General features: G+C 62.5%; 34 protein-coding genes. All 34 read left to right on the top strand.

Features of this window, described 5'->3' with window-relative positions; translation table 11 throughout:
- Window positions 1-14 precede the first annotated feature (14 nt).
- The 34 genes from ACTIEN_RS11105 (at window position 15) to ACTIEN_RS10940 (ending at window position 19462) form a co-directional block, all read left to right on the top strand.
- Window positions 15-200, top strand: a complete 186-nt coding sequence (locus ACTIEN_RS11105) for a hypothetical protein (protein WP_439523201.1) — start codon at window positions 15-17, stop codon at window positions 198-200.
- Between the two features lie 5 nt (window positions 201-205).
- Window positions 206-619, top strand: coding sequence for an ASCH domain-containing protein (locus ACTIEN_RS11100; protein ID WP_439523200.1), 414 nt, complete (start codon window positions 206-208; stop codon window positions 617-619).
- Window positions 616-1071, top strand: a complete 456-nt coding sequence (locus ACTIEN_RS11095; protein ID WP_439523199.1) for a gp16 family protein — start codon at window positions 616-618, stop codon at window positions 1069-1071. Before ACTIEN_RS11100 ends, ACTIEN_RS11095 begins: the two co-directional genes overlap by 4 nt.
- Entirely contained in the window at window positions 1068-1304 is a 237-nt protein-coding gene (locus ACTIEN_RS11090; RefSeq protein ID WP_439523198.1) for a helix-turn-helix domain-containing protein, read from the top strand. The genes ACTIEN_RS11095 and ACTIEN_RS11090 overlap by 4 nt, the downstream gene beginning before the upstream one ends.
- The gene (locus tag ACTIEN_RS11085; protein WP_439523197.1) at window positions 1301-1555 is read left to right on the top strand and encodes a hypothetical protein; all 255 of its coding nucleotides are present in this window, start codon (window positions 1301-1303) and stop codon (window positions 1553-1555) included. The genes ACTIEN_RS11090 and ACTIEN_RS11085 overlap by 4 nt, the downstream gene beginning before the upstream one ends.
- Window positions 1548-1910, top strand: coding sequence for a helix-turn-helix domain-containing protein (locus ACTIEN_RS11080; RefSeq protein ID WP_439523196.1), 363 nt, complete (start codon window positions 1548-1550; stop codon window positions 1908-1910). The genes ACTIEN_RS11085 and ACTIEN_RS11080 overlap by 8 nt, the downstream gene beginning before the upstream one ends.
- 105 nt (window positions 1911-2015) lie before the next feature.
- Window positions 2016-2630: a holin-associated N-acetylmuramidase gene (locus tag ACTIEN_RS11075; RefSeq protein WP_439523195.1), complete on the top strand. Its 615-nt coding sequence runs from the start codon at window positions 2016-2018 to the stop codon at window positions 2628-2630.
- Window positions 2630-3196 (top strand): holin family protein, encoded by a 567-nt coding sequence (locus tag ACTIEN_RS11070; protein ID WP_439523194.1) that lies wholly within the window; start codon window positions 2630-2632, stop codon window positions 3194-3196. The genes ACTIEN_RS11075 and ACTIEN_RS11070 overlap by 1 nt, the downstream gene beginning before the upstream one ends.
- Window positions 3197-3230: 34 nt before the next feature.
- Window positions 3231-3569, top strand: coding sequence for a DUF2730 family protein (locus tag ACTIEN_RS11065; RefSeq protein WP_439523193.1), 339 nt, complete (start codon window positions 3231-3233; stop codon window positions 3567-3569).
- Complete coding sequence (locus ACTIEN_RS11060; RefSeq protein WP_439523192.1) at window positions 3566-3868, top strand: hypothetical protein; 303 nt, start codon at window positions 3566-3568, stop codon at window positions 3866-3868. The genes ACTIEN_RS11065 and ACTIEN_RS11060 overlap by 4 nt, the downstream gene beginning before the upstream one ends.
- Before the next feature lie 3 nt (window positions 3869-3871).
- Window positions 3872-4453: a phage protein Gp27 family protein gene (locus ACTIEN_RS11055; RefSeq protein WP_439523191.1), complete on the top strand. Its 582-nt coding sequence runs from the start codon at window positions 3872-3874 to the stop codon at window positions 4451-4453.
- Window positions 4450-4749, top strand: coding sequence for a DUF6527 family protein (locus ACTIEN_RS11050; RefSeq protein WP_439523190.1), 300 nt, complete (start codon window positions 4450-4452; stop codon window positions 4747-4749). Before ACTIEN_RS11055 ends, ACTIEN_RS11050 begins: the two co-directional genes overlap by 4 nt.
- A complete protein-coding gene (locus tag ACTIEN_RS11045; protein WP_439523189.1) occupies window positions 4749-4985 on the top strand; it encodes a hypothetical protein in 237 nt (78 codons plus the stop codon). The genes ACTIEN_RS11050 and ACTIEN_RS11045 overlap by 1 nt, the downstream gene beginning before the upstream one ends.
- Complete coding sequence (locus ACTIEN_RS11040) at window positions 4982-5146, top strand: hypothetical protein (RefSeq protein ID WP_439523188.1); 165 nt, start codon at window positions 4982-4984, stop codon at window positions 5144-5146. Before ACTIEN_RS11045 ends, ACTIEN_RS11040 begins: the two co-directional genes overlap by 4 nt.
- Window positions 5146-5397 carry a hypothetical protein gene (locus tag ACTIEN_RS11035; protein WP_439523187.1) on the top strand — a complete coding sequence of 84 codons (252 nt, stop codon included), beginning with the start codon at window positions 5146-5148 and terminating at the stop codon, window positions 5395-5397. Before ACTIEN_RS11040 ends, ACTIEN_RS11035 begins: the two co-directional genes overlap by 1 nt.
- Window positions 5397-7046: a hypothetical protein gene (locus ACTIEN_RS11030; protein ID WP_439523186.1), complete on the top strand. Its 1650-nt coding sequence runs from the start codon at window positions 5397-5399 to the stop codon at window positions 7044-7046. The genes ACTIEN_RS11035 and ACTIEN_RS11030 overlap by 1 nt, the downstream gene beginning before the upstream one ends.
- Window positions 7046-7270 (top strand): hypothetical protein, encoded by a 225-nt coding sequence (locus ACTIEN_RS11025; RefSeq protein WP_439523185.1) that lies wholly within the window; start codon window positions 7046-7048, stop codon window positions 7268-7270. Before ACTIEN_RS11030 ends, ACTIEN_RS11025 begins: the two co-directional genes overlap by 1 nt.
- Entirely contained in the window at window positions 7270-7404 is a 135-nt protein-coding gene (locus ACTIEN_RS11020; protein ID WP_439523184.1) for a hypothetical protein, read from the top strand. Before ACTIEN_RS11025 ends, ACTIEN_RS11020 begins: the two co-directional genes overlap by 1 nt.
- Window positions 7405-7414: 10 nt before the next feature.
- Window positions 7415-7672: an Acb2/Tad1 domain-containing protein gene (locus ACTIEN_RS11015; protein ID WP_439523183.1), complete on the top strand. Its 258-nt coding sequence runs from the start codon at window positions 7415-7417 to the stop codon at window positions 7670-7672.
- Window positions 7673-7685: 13 nt separating this feature from the next.
- Window positions 7686-9323, top strand: a complete 1638-nt coding sequence (locus tag ACTIEN_RS11010; protein WP_439523182.1) for a DUF935 domain-containing protein — start codon at window positions 7686-7688, stop codon at window positions 9321-9323.
- Window positions 9324-9749: 426 nt separating this feature from the next.
- A complete protein-coding gene (locus tag ACTIEN_RS11005) occupies window positions 9750-10610 on the top strand; it encodes a phage head morphogenesis protein (protein ID WP_439523181.1) in 861 nt (286 codons plus the stop codon).
- Complete coding sequence (locus ACTIEN_RS11000; RefSeq protein ID WP_439523180.1) at window positions 10607-11122, top strand: phage virion morphogenesis protein; 516 nt, start codon at window positions 10607-10609, stop codon at window positions 11120-11122. Before ACTIEN_RS11005 ends, ACTIEN_RS11000 begins: the two co-directional genes overlap by 4 nt.
- A 103-nt stretch (window positions 11123-11225) precedes the next feature.
- The gene (locus tag ACTIEN_RS10995) at window positions 11226-12299 is read left to right on the top strand and encodes a phage protease (protein WP_439523179.1); all 1074 of its coding nucleotides are present in this window, start codon (window positions 11226-11228) and stop codon (window positions 12297-12299) included.
- Window positions 12296-12682, top strand: a complete 387-nt coding sequence (locus ACTIEN_RS10990) for a capsid cement protein (RefSeq protein ID WP_439523178.1) — start codon at window positions 12296-12298, stop codon at window positions 12680-12682. Before ACTIEN_RS10995 ends, ACTIEN_RS10990 begins: the two co-directional genes overlap by 4 nt.
- Before the next feature lie 12 nt (window positions 12683-12694).
- Complete coding sequence (locus ACTIEN_RS10985; protein ID WP_439523177.1) at window positions 12695-13669, top strand: capsid protein; 975 nt, start codon at window positions 12695-12697, stop codon at window positions 13667-13669.
- A gap of 12 nt (window positions 13670-13681) precedes the next feature.
- The gene (locus ACTIEN_RS10980; RefSeq protein WP_439523176.1) at window positions 13682-14074 is read left to right on the top strand and encodes a hypothetical protein; all 393 of its coding nucleotides are present in this window, start codon (window positions 13682-13684) and stop codon (window positions 14072-14074) included.
- Window positions 14075-14171: 97 nt separating this feature from the next.
- Window positions 14172-14603 carry a gp436 family protein gene (locus tag ACTIEN_RS10975; protein ID WP_439523175.1) on the top strand — a complete coding sequence of 144 codons (432 nt, stop codon included), beginning with the start codon at window positions 14172-14174 and terminating at the stop codon, window positions 14601-14603.
- Window positions 14603-15037, top strand: coding sequence for a phage tail terminator protein (locus ACTIEN_RS10970; protein ID WP_439523174.1), 435 nt, complete (start codon window positions 14603-14605; stop codon window positions 15035-15037). Before ACTIEN_RS10975 ends, ACTIEN_RS10970 begins: the two co-directional genes overlap by 1 nt.
- Complete coding sequence (locus ACTIEN_RS10965) at window positions 15034-15213, top strand: hypothetical protein (protein ID WP_439523173.1); 180 nt, start codon at window positions 15034-15036, stop codon at window positions 15211-15213. Before ACTIEN_RS10970 ends, ACTIEN_RS10965 begins: the two co-directional genes overlap by 4 nt.
- On the top strand, window positions 15210-16139 hold the full coding sequence (locus tag ACTIEN_RS10960; protein WP_439523172.1) for a phage tail tube protein: 930 nt from the start codon (window positions 15210-15212) through the stop codon (window positions 16137-16139). The genes ACTIEN_RS10965 and ACTIEN_RS10960 overlap by 4 nt, the downstream gene beginning before the upstream one ends.
- 17 nt (window positions 16140-16156) lie before the next feature.
- Window positions 16157-16486 carry a hypothetical protein gene (locus tag ACTIEN_RS10955; protein WP_439523171.1) on the top strand — a complete coding sequence of 110 codons (330 nt, stop codon included), beginning with the start codon at window positions 16157-16159 and terminating at the stop codon, window positions 16484-16486.
- Entirely contained in the window at window positions 16483-16824 is a 342-nt protein-coding gene (locus ACTIEN_RS10950) for a DUF1799 domain-containing protein (RefSeq protein ID WP_439523264.1), read from the top strand. The genes ACTIEN_RS10955 and ACTIEN_RS10950 overlap by 4 nt, the downstream gene beginning before the upstream one ends.
- Entirely contained in the window at window positions 16821-18809 is a 1989-nt protein-coding gene (locus ACTIEN_RS10945; protein ID WP_439523170.1) for a phage tail length tape measure family protein, read from the top strand. Before ACTIEN_RS10950 ends, ACTIEN_RS10945 begins: the two co-directional genes overlap by 4 nt.
- A complete protein-coding gene (locus ACTIEN_RS10940; RefSeq protein ID WP_439523169.1) occupies window positions 18809-19462 on the top strand; it encodes a hypothetical protein in 654 nt (217 codons plus the stop codon). Before ACTIEN_RS10945 ends, ACTIEN_RS10940 begins: the two co-directional genes overlap by 1 nt.
- Window positions 19463-19465: the final 3 nt, after the last annotated feature.

Below are 19465 nucleotides of genomic sequence, written 5' to 3'. Positions count from 1 at the left end.
ACTTTGGTCAAATCATGATTGAAGTCGCCAAATGCGCAGGTGTCACGGTGGTTTTCGTGCCGGGTTTCCTGTTGCTGGACTGGTTTGTCAGCGGCGACCTTGTCGCCGCCTTGACCAGCGGCAGTGCCACTCCGTTGGCTTTGTTTCTGGCTGGATTTGCGGGCGCGTGGCTGGGCTCGAACATACGAACCGAGGAGTGAACGGGATGGTCGCCTACAGCTTCAAAAAGGAGTTCGGGCCACCGATCCAGTCCGGTCAGAAGACCGGCACCATCCGTGGTCCGCGCAAGCGCCATGCCCGCGAGGGTGAGCAGCTTCAGCTGTTCACCGGCATGCGGACAAAGCACTGCGCCAAGATCATTCCAGACCCGGTCTGCCGGATGGTGATGCCGATTTCGATCGACGTGGGAGGCCTCCGGATCAGAGAGGTCATCGTTGGCCAATCTCACTGGATGCTGCACCGCAATGGCGCGGACCTCTTTGCCCAGCGGGACGGGTTTGCCGATATAGACGAGATGCACACCTTCTGGCTGAGGGAGCACGGCTTGGGCCGCTTTCAAGGCTTCTGGATTTGCTGGGTGCACTGGAAAGACAACGGGCTGTCGAGGTATTTCGAATGACCCGCGCACTCCAACAGAAGATCCACATCGCCTGCCGCCAGCTCGGGCTGGACAGCGACGCCCGCCGCGATTTGCAAATGGCCGCGACCGGCAAGGCGTCGATGCGTGACATGGACGAGGCCGAACTGAAGCTGGTGGTCAACCGGCTCAAGGAGGCAGGGTTCGAGGATGCCGCCCCTGGTCGCGCCAAACACAAACCCGCGCCCCGCGCCGACCTGCGGCTGATCCATGTGCTGTGGAAGAAGCTGGGCGAGGCCGGCGCGTTGGAGCGGCCCGGCCGGGCCGGGCTGAACGCCTTTGTCCGGAGCAGGTTCGAGGACACCTGGTCGAGCGTCCCTGCCGATATCGACATGCTGCGCGATCACAAACAGATCGACGCGGTGGTCAATGCGCTCGTCCAGTGGGGAAATCGCGCCAAGATCGACTTCGATTGGAAGAGGATCGGCAAATGAGCGACCTGTTCGTCACCCGGATCAAGGCGCGCAAGGCCGCGCTGAAGCTGACCATGCCGCAGATCGCGGAGCGGGCGGGCGTTCCGCAGCCGACGATCGAGATGTATTTCTACGGTCAGGCGCTGCCGACCTTCCCGCGCCTCGTCCGGTTGTCCGAGGCGCTGGACTGCAGTCTCGACTACCTTGCCGGTCTGTCCGATCAGCCGCGCCGGATCGAAGGCCTACGTCCATGAAAAAGCCCCTCTACCGCGTCACGGATCATGCGCTCGTGCGCTACCTTGAGCGGGTAGAGGGCATGGATATCGAAACCCTGCGCCGCCGCATCGGCCACACTGTTCAACAGGGTATTGAACACGAGGTGAACGGCGTGATCTCGGGCGGGATGATCTACCGGCTGAACGGAGTGTCAGTGGTCACGATCGTTCCCCAGAACGAGGTCGAGCGCGGCCACAAGAAGCGACGGGGGCGCAAGCCGCGTGGGTGAAGTGACGGTGCCTGCGCATGTCCGTCCATACGTCGACGCCCTGGGCGTTGATGACGCGGTGACATTCCTTCTGCGGTTCGGGGGTGGTGACCTGCATATCGGGCAGAGGCCGAACGTCCGCAATCCCGTGGCAAAGGTAATGGGCCTGGAAAAAGCCGAAGCGCTGGCGGCAGTGTCGCATCGCCTGCCGCGCCGTGTTCCAACCTCCAAGCCATGGCTGTGTCAGGTTCTCCGATCAAAAGGCTTTACCGTTACGGAAATTGCCCGCAAGATGCACCTTACGGAAACCACCGTGCGCCGCCACCTCAAGGGTCCGGACGGGCACGATCCGAACCAGCTTTCCTTCCTCGACTGACGATTACCCCCGCCAACCCTAGCGGATATTCTGGCACGGGATTTTTGCCATGCTGCATGCGCAGCGCCTCGGACATCCGGGCGCGTGACAGCAGCGAGGCTCCCCATGACATCTGTCCGCCAGATTGCCGAAGAGATTGTGGCCCGCGAAGGCGGCTACGTGAACGATCCGGACGATCCGGGCGGCGCAACCAATTACGGCGTCACGATCCACACGATGCGTCGGCTGGGAATGGACCTTGACGGCGACGGCGACGTGGACACACGCGACGTGCGCGCCCTGACACGCGACCATGCGGTCGATATCTTCGTCGCGCATTATTTCGAGAAACCCCGGATCGACGATCTGCCGGACCCCCTGCAAGCCACTGTTTTCGACATGGCGGTGAACGCAGGGCCAAGCCGAGCGGTCAAGCTGCTCCAGCAGCTGTTCATGGATATGGGCTATGACATCGCCGTTGACGGAGCGATCGGCCCGCAAACGATCCGTACTGCCTTTGCGGCACAGGACGAGGCGGGTGAGTTCCTGGTTGATGCCTACGGGATTGCGCGGCGGGACTACTACTACCGGCTCGCCGATGCCCGTGCCGCGTCCCGCAAATACGCCCGCAGCCGCAACGGTGGCAAGGGTGGCTGGATCACCCGCGCCGAAGAGTTCATCTCGCCCAAGTACCACCTGACGCAGGTTCAGCACCGCGCCCGCACCGAAAGGTGGGGCTGATGTTCGGCTGGTTGGGCAGGCTTTTGGGTTTCGGGAATTCAGGCAAGGCCCCGGTCACGTCGCTGGCCGAGGCCGCGACCGGTGTGGTCGAGGTGTTCACCGAGAACAAGACGAAGCGAATGGAGCTGGACGCTTCGGCGCGTGCTGCAGCGCTTGCCCAGTTTGCGGCCGAATTCAACCACGTCCGCACGGGCTGGTTCGATCGCTTCGTCGACAGCCTCAACCGCCTGCCACGTCCTGTCATGGCCCTCATGACGCTTTGGCTCTTCTTCCAGGCGTGGGCCGATCCCGCCACCTTCTCGGAGGTGATGGGCGCGTTCGCCACCGTGCCGGATCAGCTTTGGTGGATCCTCGGAGCGGTCGTCGCCTTCTATTTCGGGGCGCGCGAGACACATCACTTCCGCCGTAACACCGAGACCCGCGAAGTGATCCGCGCCGCTGCAGAGACGATCCCCGACGAGCCGCTTCCGCCGGTCCCGGATGCTGATCCGGACAACGACACTTCACCCCCAAACGCCGCTCTCGAGGAATGGCGGTCCACCAGATCCCCGAAGAGGACATCATGAACACACTTATCTCATCTGAGGGCGATCCGCTGTGATGATCGACCCCAAGCTCTTTCTCGACGCTCTGGCGCTGCTGATCTCGGTTGCCGTGGGTGTTTATGCCTTTTTCGTGAACCGTCGCACCGATGTCGACCAGCGCTTTCATGATGGCACCCAACGGATGAACCGGTTGCAGGAACGCATTTCCAATCTTGAGACCGAGTTCAAGCAGATGCCGGGCAAGGACGAGGTCACTGACCTGCGCCTTCTGCTGGCCGACATGGGCGGCGACATGAAGGCGATGACGGCGACGATGCACAGCATGGCGAAAAGCATGGAGCGACTGGAGAACTCGGTCACCCGCCATGAAGACCATTTGAGGGACAGCAGATGACCGCCTACGAACAAAAGCTCGCCACGATCCGCCGAGCGATCATTCTCGACTTCCTCGAGAAGTCGCGCGAATACACGTCCAACGCCGACATCCTTGTGCATGTGATCAACAGCACTCCGGATGGCGTGTCGGCATATTTCAAGGATGTGGTTGGTGATCTGCGCTGGCTGGAGACCAAGGGCTACGTCACGTTGTCAGGCAACGAGACAGTGGTCGCGATCGCCACGGCGTCCGGCCTGCGCATCGCGCGCCGCGAGGACCGTGACGACGGTATCGCCCGCGACATTCCGGGGGTCTGAGCCATGCCCCCGCCCCGCAAGGTCGATCTGCTCCCGGCCGAGTTCAAACAGTTCCTCCAGGAAGAGCTCAAGAAGCGCGGCTTTGGCGGCTACGAGGAGCTGGCCGAGGACCTGAACTGGCGGCTTGAAGAGGCCGGTCAGCAGCTGCGCATCGGCAAGTCCGCACTGCATGCCTATGGCCAGGAATACGCCGAGTTCGTGAAGTTCCAGGACGAGGCCTCCGCCTGGGCGGCCGACTGGATGAACGACAACGGGTTGGAGGAAGAAGCGCAGCGCCACAACGTGCTCTTCCAGATGATCACCACGCTGGCGTTCAAGGTCATGCAGTCCCAGATGATGAAGACCGGCGAGGAGATCAATCCGCAGGAGTTGCACTTTCTCGGGCGCTTGATGAAGGACGTCATGAGTTCTTCCGGCATGCGCGAAAAGCTTGTGGCCGATGAACGGGCCCGGATCGCCAAGGAGGCGCGCGAGGCCGCACAGACCGAGGCCGAAGATCGGTTCGAGGCTGTCATCACCGAGGCGGGCCTCGGCGACGAGGTGATCGCCCGGATGCGCAATGGCTTCCTCGGGGTACGATCATGACCCTGCGGGCCATCCTCTACCTCGACCGCACCAAGCACTTCGAAGCCCAGACACCGGGATCGGTTTGGCTTTCCGAGGATCCGGCAAAGGAGCGCCTGCGCACGATGCTGTTCTGGTGTCCCTGCGGCTGCGGCTACCTCGCCCGGATCACTGTCGGAGAAGAACACAAGCCGATCACCGGCCCCAGCTGGAACTGGAATGGCAATGCCGAGAACCCGACGCTGAGACCGTCCATCAACCAGAAGCCCTGCGGCTGGCATGGCTGGCTGACAGATGGCTATTGGAGTGCCTGTTGATGGAACCATTGACGACCGAGGTATCGTTGACGGTCTCGGGACCTGCCTATGCCTTTTTGGCAATGTCAGTGCTTCCAATCCTTGCTGGAAAGATGCTGCAACAAGGTGGTGTTCAATTTGCGCGAGGTGGTCACTGGGCGTTTGAAACGGCGCTGGGTGGACTGGTGTTGTCGGCTCCTTTCCTGATTTCTGTCCTGCTACTGATCTTTGCCGCCTTTAATGGAGGCGGGTCATGATCACGGCATTCGCAGGCATCTTTACCATGTTGATCGGGCTGATCATCCTGTTCAATTCGGCCTTCACGGAGCGGGGCAATGTCGGGTTCGCGGTCTTCTGCATCGGCGTTCTGTTGACGGGTGGAGCCCTTGTCGATGCGATTGTCCAGGCGGTGTTCTGATGGCCAGCCTGAATGAGATTGCCAACGACCTTCAAGCGCAGTCGGACCTGATCAACAAACGCGGCTTCAACGTGAACAGCATGCGCGGCTCGTTGAGCCGCGCGCGTGATGCGCTGCGCCTGGCGGCAACCGATCTTCAGGAGCGCGACCGCAAGATCACGGAACTGGAGGCCAAGTGCGCAGACCTGGAACGCGCGGCCGAGAACGAGGCGCTGCGCTTCGAGCGGTACCGCAACGGGGATGATCTGTGATGCAGACCGCCGTCCTCTCCCGCAATCCTGACGAGCTGCCGAAGGACCTGCCGCGCGGGGCCGAAATCCCCGACGGTCTCGACCCGCTGGCCGATGGCATCCTGATGCGCCACCAGGCAGAATGGCTGGAGGACACATCCGATCTGAAGATCGCCGAAAAGGGTCGCCGCACGGGCATCACGTTTGCCGAAGCGCTGGACGATACGCTGATCGCGGCGGCCAAGCGCAGCGCCGGTGGACAGAACGTCTTTTACATCGGTGACACCAAGGACAAGGGCCGCGAATTCATCGGCTATGTCGCCAAGTTCGCCCAGACCATCGCCGGGGAGTTGCACCCGATCGAGGAGTTCGTGTTCAAGGATGAGCGCGAAGACGGCACGTCGCGCGACATCACGGCCTACCGGATCACCTTCCGGTCCGGCTTCCGGATCGAGGCGCTGTCCTCGAACCCGGCCAACATCCGGGGTCTTCAGGGTGTCGTGGTGATCGACGAGGCGGCGTTCCACAAGGACGTGCGCGAAGTGATCGACGCGGTGAACGCCCTGCTGATCTGGGGCGGCAAGGTGCGCGTTATCTCGACCCATAACGGTCGGCTCAATCCGTTCAACGAACTGATCCGAGAGGCGCTGGCCGGCAAGAACCCCTTCAAGGTCCATCACATCCCGTTCGGGCTGGCGGTGGAGAACGGGCTCTACAAGCGCGTCTGCCTGATGAAGGGCACGGAATGGACACCAGAGGCCGAGGTCGCCTGGGAAGCGCAGATCAGGGGCTCTTACGGCGGGCGCACCGCCAAGATGCAGCAAGAGCTCGACGCGATCCCGTCCGACATGGAAGGCGCCGCGCTGACCCGCGTCCAGATCGAAAGCGTGATGCGCGTCGGCATCCCGTTCCTCAATTGGACCGCCGAGGACAAGCTGAAGGATGCGCCCGAGGAAGAGCGCAAACGACGGGTTAAAGAGTGGTGTGACACCCACCTGAAGCCGGTGTTGAAAACCCTGAACGAGAACCGCAAGCACTTCATGGGCGAGGACTTCGCCCGCAACGGCGACGTGACCGACATCGTGATCTACGAGGAGACCGAGGTGCTCGTCCGCGAGACGAAGCTGATCCTCGAGCTGCGCAACATGCCCTTCGAGGTGCAGCGCGACGTCCTGTTCTACCTGCTGGACCGGGTGCCGAACTTCACCAAGGGTGCGATGGACAAGACCGGGAACGGTGCCTACCTCGCCGAGGTCGCGGCGCAGCGCTATGGCAGTCGGATCGTCGAGGTGTCGCTGAGCCGCGCCTGGTACGAGCTGGAGATGCCGCCCTACATCGAGGCGTTCGGCGATAAGACGATTGTCCTGCCCGAACATGCCGACATTCTGAGCGACCACCAGGCGCTGCAATACGTGGACGGCCTGATCCGTGTGCCCAAGGATTTCCGGTTCAAAGGCTCGGACGGGTTCAACCGCCATGGTGACAGCGCGGTGGCCTGCGCGCTGGCGTGGTTCGCCAGCCGACAGGATCACGTGTCCCACGAAGGTTACAGAGGCCAATCACGGGCCAGCCAATCGGCTGGGTTCGACAGCGCCCGACTTGATCCGAACACAAAGGGCTGGTGGCGACCACCGCTCGGCACACCGCGCGGCGGCAGGGGGATTATCTGATGGCTTGGGAAGACGACATCGAGTTCAGATCGGTTGAGGACACCTTGGAACGGACGCACAAGCTCTGGCTCAACTTCTACCGGGGCGGCAATGGCAGCGTGCATTTCACGCGAGAGACCGCCGACCAGATGGCGCTGGACATCGTGACCGACAATCCGCGCATCGCCTGTGTCCAGGTGGACGCCGTGATCGGCGAAGGGCTGACCAACGAGGAGAACTGGTGATGATCCACTGGCTTTGGCTTCTGCCGGCGGTGGTTGTTGGCATTTGGATCGGGGCCACACTGCCCCGACAATTCGAGCGTGGGTTTGTGACGGGCATTCTCGCCACCATCGCTGCGCTCTTCATGATCGACTGAAGGGATCAACATGACCGACTTCGTCAAAAGCACCTCCGACGCCCGCACCGTCAACAACTCGACGAAGCAGCACTACCGCGTTCTGACCGACGCCGAGAAGGCTCAGGTCGATATCGTCAAGCAGCGCGGCGCGGAGTTCATCGCCTTCCTTCACGAGATTGGCGGGACCGATCCGGAGGCCGAGCGCATGGCCAGCCGCGACCTGTCCCTGGCGATGACGCACATGGAAGACGCCGTAATGCGCGCCGTCCGCCACATCACGAAATGAAGGAACGCCCTTGATGGCCAAGAAACCCACCATCTACGATAGCACCGGCAAGCCGATCAGTCGCGGTGTCCTGACCAAGGAGCTCGCGGCCCCGACCATGGCCGGCGCGCGGTCTCCGGTGGCGACGTATCCCGGAGACGGGCTGGATCCGCTGATCCTCGGTGCGATCCTGCGCGAGGCCGACCTGGGCAACCCGCAGCGCTACATGGCGCTGGCTCGCACGCTTGAACAACGCGACCCGCACTACCTCGGTGTCCTCGGGACGCGAAAGCGCAGCGTGTCGCAGCTCGAGATCACGGTCGAGGCTGGTGACGACAGCGCTAAGGCAGAGGAGATTGCCGACGAACTGCGCCAGTGGCTCAAACGGCGTGAGTTGCAGACCGAGCTGTTCAATGTGCTGGACGCGGTTGGAAAGGGCTACAGCCACACCGAGATCATCTGGGACTATTCGGCGGGCCAGTGGTGGCCGTCGCGGCTTGAATGGCGCGACCCGAGCTGGTTCCGGTTTGACCGGGTCGATCTGACGACACCGCTCATGCTCGATGACAGCGGTGCCGAGGTGCCTTACCCGTCGGGCAAGTTCATCTTTGCGCGCATGCAGGCGATGTCCGGCCTGCCGCTCAGCTCGGGACTTGTCCGCGTGATTTTCTGGCTCTGGCTCTTCAAGGCATTCACGCTGCGCGACTGGGCGATCTTTACCCAGACCTACGGCCAGCCGCTGCGCGTGGGCAAGTTCGGCGCGGGGGCAAGCGAGAAAGATCAGAACACCCTCTTCAGGGCGGTTGCGGATATCGGAGGTGATTGCGCCGCGATCATCCCGCAGGACATGATGATCGAGTTCATCGAGACCAAGAACCTTGGCTCCGGGACTGATCTCTTCGAGAGCCGAAGCGACTGGCTTGACCGGCAGACCAGCAAGGCTGTCATCGGGCAGACCGCCACGACTGACGCGGAAGTTGGTGGTCTGGGGTCTGGCAAGGAGCATCGGCAGGTCCAGGAGGATATCGAGCGCGCCGATGCCAATGACCTGGCGGCGCTGCTGACCCAGCAACTCGTGCTTCCGTTCGTCAAGCTGAACCACGGCGACCAGCCAGTTTATCCCTCGCTGAATATCGGACGGCCGGAGGAAGAGGACCTTGCGGCATGGAGCCAGGGCATCGTGCCACTTGTCGAAGTCGGCTTCCCGGTTCCTGTCGACGAAGTACGCAAGAAATTCGGCATCCGCGCGCCGAACAAGGGTGAGGATATCCTGCTTCCGTCGGCCGTCTATGCGGCGCGGTTGCAAGTGCCGCCGTCCGGTCGGGACGAAAACCCACCTGAGAGCGCCGTTAAATACCCATTTAATACCCAAGTCGCTCCGGAACGGCCCCTTGCCGCCGAACAGGCGGAAGGCCCCTCAGCGGCCAATACAGCGGCTCATGAGATTTTGGCGGAAACGCTGGGGCGCGCCATGCAGCCCCACATGTCCGATCTTATGGCCCGGATCGAGGCGATTGTCGAGGCAGCGACGTCAATGGAGCAAATGCGCGAGGCGCTGTTTGCGGCGTTTCCGAGCCTCATGACCGACGCCTTTGTCGACGAGCTGGCTCAGGGGCTGGCGGCGGCTGACCTGGGCGGGCGCGCGGCGCTGGAGGAGGAGAGCAATGCGTGAGGCACATGGCCGGGTATTCGAGTTTGTGAGTTTGCTCAGGCTCGAGGTTTATAGCCGGATTGTCGACTGGCTTGGTACAGCGATCGAAGCTCGGATGACCGTTGAAGAATTTCGGCAACGATCGGCGCGGGTAGTGTCGCTCTTCGGTAGGCCTCATCACTCATATCTATCGATGGCTTGGTGTAATGCTTGTCCTGGACAAGGTCACTCGTGAGAAACCAGCAGACCAATAGCTCGCGGAGGGCAAATCGCGTGGCCGCGGGCCATGTTAGGACGGCTTGGGCTTCGAGAGTATCGCTCAATGCCAGTCGATTTAGGGCATCGTTGAAGCGAGGCTGTATTCGGCCTAGCGCTTCATCGCACCTCGTTGCGAGCAGAAACTCGAAGAAAGCGGCACTGGTATCTTTGTTCATGGGGAAGCTTTAGATGGCCGAAACCGATTCTACTATCTCGGGCTTGTTCCGCCAGCCCTTCCCGGAACAGGTCGCGGCCTTCAGGCTGCGCCTGGGCAATCTCGTTCCGACCAGTGCCTGGGACGATATCCAGAAATCAGCCCATGACCGCGCCTTCATGGTCGCGGGTGCCACCCAAGCCGATCTGCTGACCGACCTGGGCGGCGCGGTGGACGCGGCTGTCACCAGCGGTGAAACGATCGAGCAGTTCCGTGCAAGGTTCCGCGACATCGTCGAGACGCGCGGCTGGCATGGCTGGACCGGCGAGGGCACGCAAGGCGGTGAGAATTGGCGCACAAAGGTCATCTACCGCACGAACATGGCCACCACCTACGCTGCCGGCCGCCGCGCGCAGCTGATCAAGGGCAACTATCCGTTCTGGGTCTACCGGCATGGCGGCTCGGAAAACCCGCGTCTGACGCATCTGAGCTGGAACGGGCTGGTTCTCACACCCGACCACCCGTTCTGGGCCACACACATGCCCGTCAATGACTGGGGCTGCAGCTGCTACGTTCTCGGCGCGCGATCCGAAGCGGCGGCGAAGCGGCTCGGTGGTGATCCGTCCAAGAAGCTGCCCGACAACTGGAAAGAGATCGATCCAAAGACCGGCGAACCGATCGGCATCGGCAAGGGGTGGGGCTATGCGCCCGGTGCAACGGTGTCGGACGCTATCAATGTTCTGGCGCCAAAGTTCCGGACATGGCCTGACGAACTGGCGATCGCCGTGCTGCGCGAGTGGTTGAGCCAGCCCGAGATCGCCCGCGCCCTCGGGTTCGCGGGTGGCGAGATCACCGACGCGGCGATCCGTGCCATCCTGACGGGGCTGAGGGCGTGAGGATCGATCTAAAGACGGCCGAGGCCGAAGCGGTCTTTGCGGAGCTGATGCGCCGCACTACCGATCTGACACAGCCGATGCAGGACATCGGCGAGCTGATGGTCGAGAGCACGCGTCAGAACTTTATCGAGGGTAGTTCGCCCGATGGGGTGCCCTGGGCTCCAAAGTCCCAAGCAACCCTTGATGCCTATGCTGGCCGAAAAGAGACCGTGAGCACAAAACCTCTGATCGGACCGTCGCGCACATTGTCCACCACGATCTTTTCGCAACCAAACGCCACGAGCGTGGCATGGGGGTCGGCGATGATCCAGGCGGCCGTCATGCAGTTCGGTGCCGAAGCCGGCGAATTCGGCGCGACCATTGGTCGAGACAAGAACGGTCGCGAGTTCATGGTCTCGACGCCTTGGGGCAACATCCCGGCGCGGCCCTTCATCGGTGTCGGCGAAGAGGACGAGACCGCGATTGTGGCGACGCTGGAAGAATGGCTTGAGGGGGCCGACAAGCCCGGTTGACGGATCGCTGTCGCCGGGTCACCTTGTCTTGATGCTGCCCCCGGAGAACCCCCGCCAACGCTAGCGGATATTCTCAGCCAGCAGCTGCAGCGATAAACGCTGCATGAGCACGCAACACCCCATCGCCGCCCTTATGTCCGAAATTCCGCTGCCTGAGTTGGGCGCGGACGGCACAGCTCCGGAGTGGATCCAGATCCTGCCGGCGACCCAGGGTGTGCTTGAGACCTACGACGCGCGCGGTCCGTACCGGATCGATGACATCGACGCGGTGATCGCTACGAGCTTTGCGCAGTCCCGCAACGGCAAAATCCCCATCGACCAGGATCATGCAATCGCCAAGGCAGCGCCGCAGGGCAATCCTGCGCCCGCGCGCGGCTGGATTACCGAGATGCAGGCGCGGGACGATGGTCTCTACGCGAAGGTCAAGTGGACCAAATCGGGTGCCGAGCTCGTTTCCGACGCGTCTTATGGCAGCGTTTCGCCTGTTCTTATGCACACCAAGGACAAGCGGGTCGTCTTCATTCGGGAAGTCAGCCTGGTCAATCGACAAAACCTGCGCGGGATGGCCGCGCTTCAATCTCAGGAGAACAGCGAGATGCTGCAAAAACTGATCAAGATGCTTGGCCTCAACGAGGACGCGACCGAAGAGCAGGTCATGTCCGCGCTCAAGACCAGGATGGAAAAAGCCGCGCCCGCTGCGCAATCCGAGGAGCTCGGCCGTGTGGCCAAGGCGGCCGGTCTGGCGGAGGATGCCAAGGCCGAGGATATCGTTGCGGCCGTGCAGTCGGCTGTCGAGGCATCGACGGGTGATGAAACCCTGATCGTTGCGCTTCAGGCCGAGGTCGAGGTCCTGAAGAAGGACGGCAAACGCCGCGATGCAGTAGCCGCTGTCGCCGAAGCCCGCGCCAAGGGCAAGGGGATCGGCAAAGCCGCCGAAAAGGTGCTGGTCTCGCTCCACATGCAAGGCGACACAGACGCCTTCGAAGAAATGGTGGCCGCTGCGCAAGACGTCAGCCCCACACATACATCCGACATCGCCCCGAACCTCACCAGCGCCACGATGAGCGCCGAGGAGATCAGCGACAAGGCCACCGCCTACATCAAGAAATGCGAGGGCGAGGGTCGGATGATCACCGCCGCACAGGCGGTTGATCATGTCATGGAGGAAAGCCAGTGATCCCGACATTCATCCGATCCTACGTGGCCGCAGCCGCTGTCCTGGGCAACCGCATCGTCAAGTACGCGGCACCGTCCACCGACAAGACGGTCAACACCGCGACCGCAAGCACCCAACCCTTCGTCGGCGTCTCGGATCGCCTCGGCGCAGATGCAGGCCAGATGCTCGACGTGCATCGTGGTGGGCTTGTTGGCGTCCAGTTGGGCGGAACGGTCACTGCCGGTGCTCCATTGACCTCCGACGACGAAGGCAAGGCCGTCGCGGCGGCTGCCGCTGCCGGCTCCACGATCCGGATCATCGGATATGCCGACGAGCCGGGTGTCGAGGATGACATCATCGACGTGATGTGGGCTCCGGGCCTGCTCCACGAAGCCTCAGCTTAAGGAACCAAACCCATGTCCGGAAACCGCCCCTTTGTGGTCAGCGCAACGCTTTCTGCCGTTGCCATCGCCTACCGCAACCCCGAAGCCTTCCGTATTGCCGATCTTGTCATGCCGCGTGTCACTGTGGGCAGCGAGAAGTTCAAGTGGCACGAATACCCGATTGGCGAGGCATTCCAGATGCCCGACGCCAAGGTCGGTCGTCGCGGTCGTGTCCAGCAGATGGAATTCAACAGCATCGAAAAGACCGACAGTGTCGATGACTACGGCCTCGAATTCCCGATCCCTTATTCGGACATCGACGAGGCGCGCGCCCAGCGTGCGGCCAAGCTGTCGAACGCCGATCCGGAAAAGGAAGGCGTGATGATGCTGCAGGAAACCATCATGAACATTCGCGAATTGCGGGTCGCGCAGCTGGTTCACAACCTCGCAACCTACAACGCTTCGATGCGCACAACGCTGTCGGGTACCGATCAGTTCAGTGATTATGACGCCAGCGATCCGATCACCGTCCTCAAGGATGCGATGAACAGCACGCTGATCTACCGGCCCAACACCTGGGTGATGAACCGGTATGCCTGGTCGAAGCTCAGCTCGCATCCCAAGATCGTCAACGCCGTGCGTGGTGGCAACACCACCGACGGCATTGTCACAATCCAGCAGGTGGTCGATCTCTTCTCCGGTGAAGGCCTCAAGCGCATCCTGATCGGCGAGGCGCAGTACAACTCCGCAAAGCCCGGTCAGGCAGTGAGCCTCCAGCACGCGTGGGGCAACCACATCGCCATGCTGCACATCAACCCGCAGGCCACCACCCAGCCCGGCGTCGTGACCTTCGGCTACACCGCGCAGCTCGGCTCCAAGATCGTCGGCCGCATCGACGATCCGGATGTCGGCCTCAAAGGCGGTGTTCGCGTCCGCAACGGCGAGCAGGTCAAGGAGCTGATCGTCGCCAAGGACGTTGGCTATTACCTCCAGAACGTCGTGTCCTGAGGGGGTTGAGCAATGACTGACAAAACCCCCGAACGCGCCGCACTTGAGAAGGAGGCCGATGAGCTGGACCTCAAGGTCCCCGGCAATATCGGCGACGAAAAGCTCAAGGCGCGGATCGAAGAGGCAAAGGCCGCACAAAATGGCAGCGGTGCGGCCAATGCACCGGCGGCGGGTGAACAGACATCCCCCCAGGTGACCGGCAATCCTGCCGTGCCCGCCGCCACCAAGCCCAAAGCGAAGCGCAAGGCTATGCCTGAGCCTGAGATGGACATCTTTGAAGTGATCGACCCGGTCCGGCACAGCGGCAAACTCTACAAGCCCGGTGATCCGATCGAACTGGATATCAACACGGAACTGCCCGGTCTGATCGCAGCGGGTGTGATTGCCGATCCAGACACCGAATAGCGGACGGCTGCTCGCCGCTATGCCCCTCGGGAGCAAGGGGATGGTCCCGGTGGTCTGACACACGCCACCGGGACCTCAAACTTGAAGGACGAGAACCATGGCCTACGCAACACGGACTGACATGATGGACGCCTACGGGGAGCGCCTTCTCGTGGACCTGACGGATCGTGGCGACGTGGCAACCGGCCTGATCGATGACAACACGCTTGACCAGGCACTCGATCATGCCTCGGCCGAGATCGATGGATACATGGCCGCGCGCTATGTTCTGCCGCTTTCGGAGGTGCCGCGTCTGGTCACGGACCTTACCTGTGCGCTGGCTGTCTGGCGGCTGCACACAAACGAGCCTTCGGGCAAGATCAAGGCCGACTACGAAGCCGCCCAGAAGAAGCTGTTGCAAATCTCGGACGGCAAACTGCGCCTGCCCGGTGCGACGGGCATAGAGCCAGCCGGCACCGGTGCCGGAGGCGCGCGTGTCACCGACCGCGAACGTCCGATGACCGAAGATAATCTCAAGAGCTTCATCTGATGATCGTGAAACCGTCCATAACGCGCCTTGCCGCCGAAGTGCCTGCCCTGACAGGCCGGGTGCGCGGCGCTGCCGACTACACGGCGCTTCTGCGCGGCGGATCGCTGCCGCAGGCACCCGCATTTGCCTACGTTCTCTATGGCGGCATCGCCCGTCGCGGCGATCCGCAGGTCGCCGTTGGTGATTTTCGCCAGCCCATCGCGCGCGGGATCAAGATCGTCGTCTTCTACCGCACCACGGATCCCGAAGGTGCGCGCCTCGTCGATGATCTCGAAGAGATGGCGAGCGACATCCTGAAGGCTTTTTGCGGATGGCGGCCGGGCAACGAAATCGGAGTGTTCCAGCTTGCCGGAGCGTCCGTGAACGATTTTCGCGACGGCATCCTGTCCCAGCAGATCGACCTGACCATTTCCGACCAATTGAGGTTCACATGACCAAGAAACGTCCCAAGCTGCCCTCCGGTGGCGGCAGCTACATTCGCAACGCCAATGGCACTCTCCGGGTCAAGCCGAAGCCAACGAAAGAACGGCTGCGCGCTGGGGCTGAGCAGCCTGTTGAAGCCCCCGTTGAAACCCCGCCTGAAACTCCGAACGAGGAGACGTCGACATGACCATCCGCTGGGCAGAGAAGCTTCTCGTCGCCAAGATCGAGGGCACCTACGGTACCGACAGCACGCCGGGCGGTGGGGACGCCGTTCTGGCAACTGCCGTCGAACTGTCGCCGATGGAAGGTCAGGACCTCGAGCGCAATCTCGACAAGCCGTACCTGGGCAATGACGGAACGATCGCCGTCGATCTGCACTCCAAGATCAAGTTCCGGGTCGAGCTGCAGGGATCGGGAACGGCCGGCACGGCTCCAGCCTGGGCGGCATTGATCCGCGCCTGCGCCTTTGCAGAAACCGTCTCGGCCGCCACGTCCGTGACCTACAATCCGATCACGGCGAGCCACGAAAGCATCTCGCTCTACCTCTTCATCGGCAGCACCCGCTACGTCATGAAGGGTGCGCGCGGGAATGTCGCCATCATCCTGAACGCCTCGGGCATCCCGTATCTCGAGTTCGAGTTTACCAGCCTGTTCACCCTGCCGGCAGAGGGCACTCCGCCCACGCCGAACTATGACGGCTACCAGGACCCGACAGAGGTCTCCAACGCGACGACACCGACGTTCACGATCGATGGCGACGATTACGTTCTGCGCAACTTCAAGCTCGATGCCGGCAACGATGTGCAGGGCCGGTTCCTGATCGGCGACGAGCGCGTGATCATCGTCGACCGTGCCGAAATGCTCGATTTCCAGATGGTCGCCGTGCCGCTGTCCACCTTGAACCCTTACGCCCTGGCGAAGGCCAAGACGCAGGTCGAGCTGGTAATCACACACGGCACCGAGGCAGGCAAGATCGCGACGATCGAGGTGCCGACAATGCAGATCCAGCGCCCGTCCGGTCTGGCCGAGGCGCAAGGCATCATGGAATGGCCCCTGCGCGGCAAGCCGCGTCCTGATGCCGGCAACGACCAGTTCACCCTCACACTCACCTGATCCAGAGGACCGCTCCCATGTTCAAGATCGCCAAGGACCACACATTCACCTCGGTCGTGACCATTCCGGTACCGGCGGACGGCGGCCATGAAAACCAAACACTCAAATGCACCTACAAGGTGCTCAACGACGAAGAAATCGGCATGTTTAACATGAACACGCTGGACGGACAGAAGGACTTCCTGCGCGCCTGCATCAAGCACCTCGATGACCTGGTCGATGCTGACGACAATCCGCTCGCCTTCAATGACAAGGTGCTCGAGGACGTGATCGGGCTCATGTACGCGCGAAATCCGCTCTTGGCCGGTTACACGAAAGGCATGGTCCCAGCGCGCCTGGGAAACTGAAATGGGCGGGCGGTGCCTGGACAGATGGATCGCTCGCCCATGACCCAGACGGTCCCAAGCGGGGCGCTGCTCGTGACGCGGAGCTTTGGGGCATTCCCTGGCGGGAGCCGGAGACCGGCGTCTGGCCCGAGAATGCCGAAGCGGTCCGGGCGTTCCTGCGCATCCAGTCGTTGTTCCGGTTTCCGGGTGCGTTCGGAGGCACCTGCGGTCTGGAATACGGCGGCGTCCGGGATGGGCTGGAAATGGCCGGGTTCGAGATCACACCCGAACTTTGGGCGCAGCTGCAATGTGTTGAGCGCGGCGCGATCGACGCCACGATAAGGAAGCTTTCAAGATGACGTTCAAGGTCTACGGCGAGATCGAGATCGACGGGAAAGCCGCCCGCGTCGAGATCAAGGGCGTGGACGACGCACTCGAGAAAGCTGCGCGCGGGGCCGACAAGTTCAGCTTCAGCGGCAAAGGTGCCGCTGGCGGCATGGGCAAACTCAAGGGCGAAACCACGCTTGCCGCCGGATCGGTCGCGAACCTCGGGGCGCAGTTCAACGACATCGGCGTGATGCTCGCGGCGGGTCAGAACCCACTGCAGCTTGCCATCCAGCAAGGCACCCAGATCACACAGGTCTTCGGCAATGCCGGGGCCGCTGCGCGCGTAGGCATGCTCAAGCAGGCGTTCCTGAGCGTAATCAGCCCGGCAAATCTTCTGACGATCGGCGTGATCGCCGGTGCGGCAGCGCTGGCTCAGTGGGGGATCGGTGCCGCCAGTGCCGGGGAGAAAGCCGACGAACTCGGAAAGAGGATCGAGGCCGTCGATGAGCGCCAAAAAAGTCTGAACGAAGAATTGCGAAGAATGCGGCTCGGTGTCAGTGCCGAAGAGTTGACGTTGATGGACGGTATTGCAGCTGCGCGCCGTGAAATCCTCATTCTTGAGGAAGAGATCGGCGACACTCAGGACATCAACAATATGCACGCTGTCGCTGCACTGGCAGAGCAGCGCACGAACCTCGCCGATCTGATGGAACAGCTGCAAGCACTTCGCTGGCAACAGACCGCACGCGAGCGCCTGGTCGCGGCTACAGGTGAACTTGCCGACCAAGAGCGGTTGCTGGGCGAGCAGATGCGTGATGTTGGTCAGGAAGCCGCCGAAACAGAGAACATCGTGGCTCTGCTGAAGGACGGCATCAAGGCCTCGACCATCGAAGCCATGGCGTTGGCTGGGGTGGACCTCGCCTCGCCTATCAGCGCAGCTGCACAAGACGCGGCACTTCTCGCCCAAAATCTTGGCATTGCATACGCACAAGCGGTCGCGCTCCAATATGCCCGCACCACTGACCGTTATTCCGGTCGAGGAGGCGATCCTCGTCAATTCGACAGTGAAAACCGGTTGGGCGGTCAGTTCGTTCCCTCACCCGATGTGGTCAAGGCGGCCGATGATTTGCTTCGCCCGACGCGCACCGGTGGCGGCCGACGCGGCGGGCGTGGCGGTGCCAGCGAAGCCGAACGCGAACGGGACGCCGTCGAGGACCTTGTCCGGTCGCTCACGGAGCAGCGCGACATCCTTCGCGAAACCGATCCCGTCCAGAAGGAGATGATCCGCAACCGAGAGACGCTGAAGGCGGCGACGGATGCCGAGAAGCAATCGGTCGAGCAGCTGATCGCCACGCGGATCGCCGAGGAGGCGGCGATCGAGCGGGCGACGGAACAGTCCGAGTTCTTCAAGGACAGCACCTATGACGCGCTCGAAGGTTTGATCCTGCGCGGTGAGCGGGGCGCGGACGTGATTGCCAACCTGGCCGATGCCTTGGCGCAGGCGGCACTGCAATCGGCGCTGCTGGGCGAAGGGCCGCTGGCCGGGCTCTTCGGCATGGGTGACAGTGGCGGATTGCTGGGCATCATCGGCGGGGCGTTGTTTCCCGGCGCAGATGTCCCTGGCAACGCTGATGGCGGCATGCAGTACGGCCCAGGCGGGCCGCGCGACGATCGCAAGCACGTCCGGGTCAGCCCCGGCGAATTCATCGTCAACGCGCAGTCGACGGCGCAGAACCGCGCACTCCTGGAATACATCAATGGTGGCGGGCTGGTCAGCCGCGAGGGCTTTGCAAATGGCGGCATGCCCATGCCCGTCGCGATGCCAGCTGCGCAATCCGGTGGGTTTGGCGGCGGCATGGGCCGCATGGTGGTGCAGATCATGCCGTCCGAGCTTTTCGAGGCCCGCGTGATCGAGGCGTCGCAGGGTGTGTTTGCCGAAGGCATGAACGAATACCGCTCGCAGGGGCTGCCCGGCGACATGGAACGGATCAGCCTTGATCCGGGGAGGCGTGGCTGATGGCCCTGAGTTTTCCTCTGTCCACCGCGCAGTTCTTCGATCTTTTGCCGATCCGGCGTTTCGCCATGAAACCCGGTGACAACCGCGCCTTTACCGAACTTGGCGGGGGTGAGCTGATCGCGGCCGGCCGGGGCCAGCGGCTATGGCAGGGCGAAGTGACACTCGACATCGATGTGCATGACACCATTGCCGGTCTCGACGCCACCCTGTCGCTGCTCGAGGAGGTCGGCGCGTCGTTCCTGCTTTACGATCCGCGCAAGCCGTTTCCGGCAGCTGATCCGGGTGGCCTGCTGATCGCGGGGAGCAGTCCGCAGATCGCCACGCTGAACGCCAACAACCGCGAGCTGACCCTGAGCGGCCTGCCAGCGGGCTATGTGCTGACACCCGGCGATCTGATCGGCTGGACCTATGGCGCCAGCCCCACGCGCTACGCGGTGCACCGGATCGTGACCGGTGGGAGCGCAAACGGATCGGGGGTGTCGCCGTCGCTCGAGGTGACGCCGTTCATCCGCCAGGGCGTCAGCGCCGGCGCATCCGCTGCGTTGGTGCGCCCGCCGATGAAGGCAAAGTTTCCCGAGGCGTCTTATGGCGCAGGCCGTGCGGTTGTCAGCGAGGCCGGGTCCTTCAGCTTCATCCAAGTGCTGAGGGCCTGATCA

It is taken from the genome of Marivita sp. (genome assembly GCF_051859345.1).
GTDB lineage: Bacteria > Pseudomonadota > Alphaproteobacteria > Rhodobacterales > Rhodobacteraceae > Marivita.
Note: the sequence above shows the minus strand (reverse complement) of the source record. Positions and strands in the feature narration are given on the sequence as shown.

Bases quoted from the DNA above. Each gene is read 5' to 3' on its own strand.
- ACTIEN_RS11070 (WP_439523194.1), top strand. From the start codon at position 2,630: ATGTTCGGCTGGTTGGGCAGGCTTTTGGGTTTCGGGAATTCAGGCAAG.
- ACTIEN_RS11105 (WP_439523201.1), top strand. From the start codon at position 15: ATGATTGAAGTCGCCAAATGCGCAGGTGTCACGGTGGTTTTCGTGCCG.
- ACTIEN_RS11035 (WP_439523187.1), top strand. From the start codon at position 5,146: ATGGCCAGCCTGAATGAGATTGCCAACGACCTTCAAGCGCAGTCGGAC.
- ACTIEN_RS10985 (WP_439523177.1), top strand. From the start codon at position 12,695: ATGTCCGGAAACCGCCCCTTTGTGGTCAGCGCAACGCTTTCTGCCGTT.
- ACTIEN_RS11085 (WP_439523197.1), top strand. From the start codon at position 1,301: ATGAAAAAGCCCCTCTACCGCGTCACGGATCATGCGCTCGTGCGCTAC.
- ACTIEN_RS11045 (WP_439523189.1), top strand. From the start codon at position 4,749: ATGGAACCATTGACGACCGAGGTATCGTTGACGGTCTCGGGACCTGCC.
- ACTIEN_RS10960 (WP_439523172.1), top strand. From the start codon at position 15,210: ATGACCATCCGCTGGGCAGAGAAGCTTCTCGTCGCCAAGATCGAGGGC.
- ACTIEN_RS10945 (WP_439523170.1), top strand. From the start codon at position 16,821: ATGACGTTCAAGGTCTACGGCGAGATCGAGATCGACGGGAAAGCCGCC.
- ACTIEN_RS10940 (WP_439523169.1), top strand. From the start codon at position 18,809: ATGGCCCTGAGTTTTCCTCTGTCCACCGCGCAGTTCTTCGATCTTTTG.
- ACTIEN_RS10955 (WP_439523171.1), top strand. From the start codon at position 16,157: ATGTTCAAGATCGCCAAGGACCACACATTCACCTCGGTCGTGACCATT.
- ACTIEN_RS11015 (WP_439523183.1), top strand. From the start codon at position 7,415: ATGACCGACTTCGTCAAAAGCACCTCCGACGCCCGCACCGTCAACAAC.
- ACTIEN_RS11030 (WP_439523186.1), top strand. From the start codon at position 5,397: ATGCAGACCGCCGTCCTCTCCCGCAATCCTGACGAGCTGCCGAAGGAC.
- ACTIEN_RS11065 (WP_439523193.1), top strand. From the start codon at position 3,231: ATGATCGACCCCAAGCTCTTTCTCGACGCTCTGGCGCTGCTGATCTCG.
- ACTIEN_RS11095 (WP_439523199.1), top strand. From the start codon at position 616: ATGACCCGCGCACTCCAACAGAAGATCCACATCGCCTGCCGCCAGCTC.
- ACTIEN_RS11075 (WP_439523195.1), top strand. From the start codon at position 2,016: ATGACATCTGTCCGCCAGATTGCCGAAGAGATTGTGGCCCGCGAAGGC.
- ACTIEN_RS11090 (WP_439523198.1), top strand. From the start codon at position 1,068: ATGAGCGACCTGTTCGTCACCCGGATCAAGGCGCGCAAGGCCGCGCTG.
- ACTIEN_RS11100 (WP_439523200.1), top strand. From the start codon at position 206: ATGGTCGCCTACAGCTTCAAAAAGGAGTTCGGGCCACCGATCCAGTCC.
- ACTIEN_RS10975 (WP_439523175.1), top strand. From the start codon at position 14,172: ATGGCCTACGCAACACGGACTGACATGATGGACGCCTACGGGGAGCGC.
- ACTIEN_RS11055 (WP_439523191.1), top strand. From the start codon at position 3,872: ATGCCCCCGCCCCGCAAGGTCGATCTGCTCCCGGCCGAGTTCAAACAG.
- ACTIEN_RS10980 (WP_439523176.1), top strand. From the start codon at position 13,682: ATGACTGACAAAACCCCCGAACGCGCCGCACTTGAGAAGGAGGCCGAT.
- ACTIEN_RS10970 (WP_439523174.1), top strand. From the start codon at position 14,603: ATGATCGTGAAACCGTCCATAACGCGCCTTGCCGCCGAAGTGCCTGCC.
- ACTIEN_RS10965 (WP_439523173.1), top strand. From the start codon at position 15,034: ATGACCAAGAAACGTCCCAAGCTGCCCTCCGGTGGCGGCAGCTACATT.
- ACTIEN_RS11010 (WP_439523182.1), top strand. From the start codon at position 7,686: ATGGCCAAGAAACCCACCATCTACGATAGCACCGGCAAGCCGATCAGT.
- ACTIEN_RS11020 (WP_439523184.1), top strand. From the start codon at position 7,270: ATGATCCACTGGCTTTGGCTTCTGCCGGCGGTGGTTGTTGGCATTTGG.
- ACTIEN_RS11040 (WP_439523188.1), top strand. From the start codon at position 4,982: ATGATCACGGCATTCGCAGGCATCTTTACCATGTTGATCGGGCTGATC.
- ACTIEN_RS11060 (WP_439523192.1), top strand. From the start codon at position 3,566: ATGACCGCCTACGAACAAAAGCTCGCCACGATCCGCCGAGCGATCATT.
- ACTIEN_RS11025 (WP_439523185.1), top strand. From the start codon at position 7,046: ATGGCTTGGGAAGACGACATCGAGTTCAGATCGGTTGAGGACACCTTG.
- ACTIEN_RS11050 (WP_439523190.1), top strand. From the start codon at position 4,450: ATGACCCTGCGGGCCATCCTCTACCTCGACCGCACCAAGCACTTCGAA.
- ACTIEN_RS11005 (WP_439523181.1), top strand. From the start codon at position 9,750: ATGGCCGAAACCGATTCTACTATCTCGGGCTTGTTCCGCCAGCCCTTC.
- ACTIEN_RS10995 (WP_439523179.1), top strand. From the start codon at position 11,226: ATGAGCACGCAACACCCCATCGCCGCCCTTATGTCCGAAATTCCGCTG.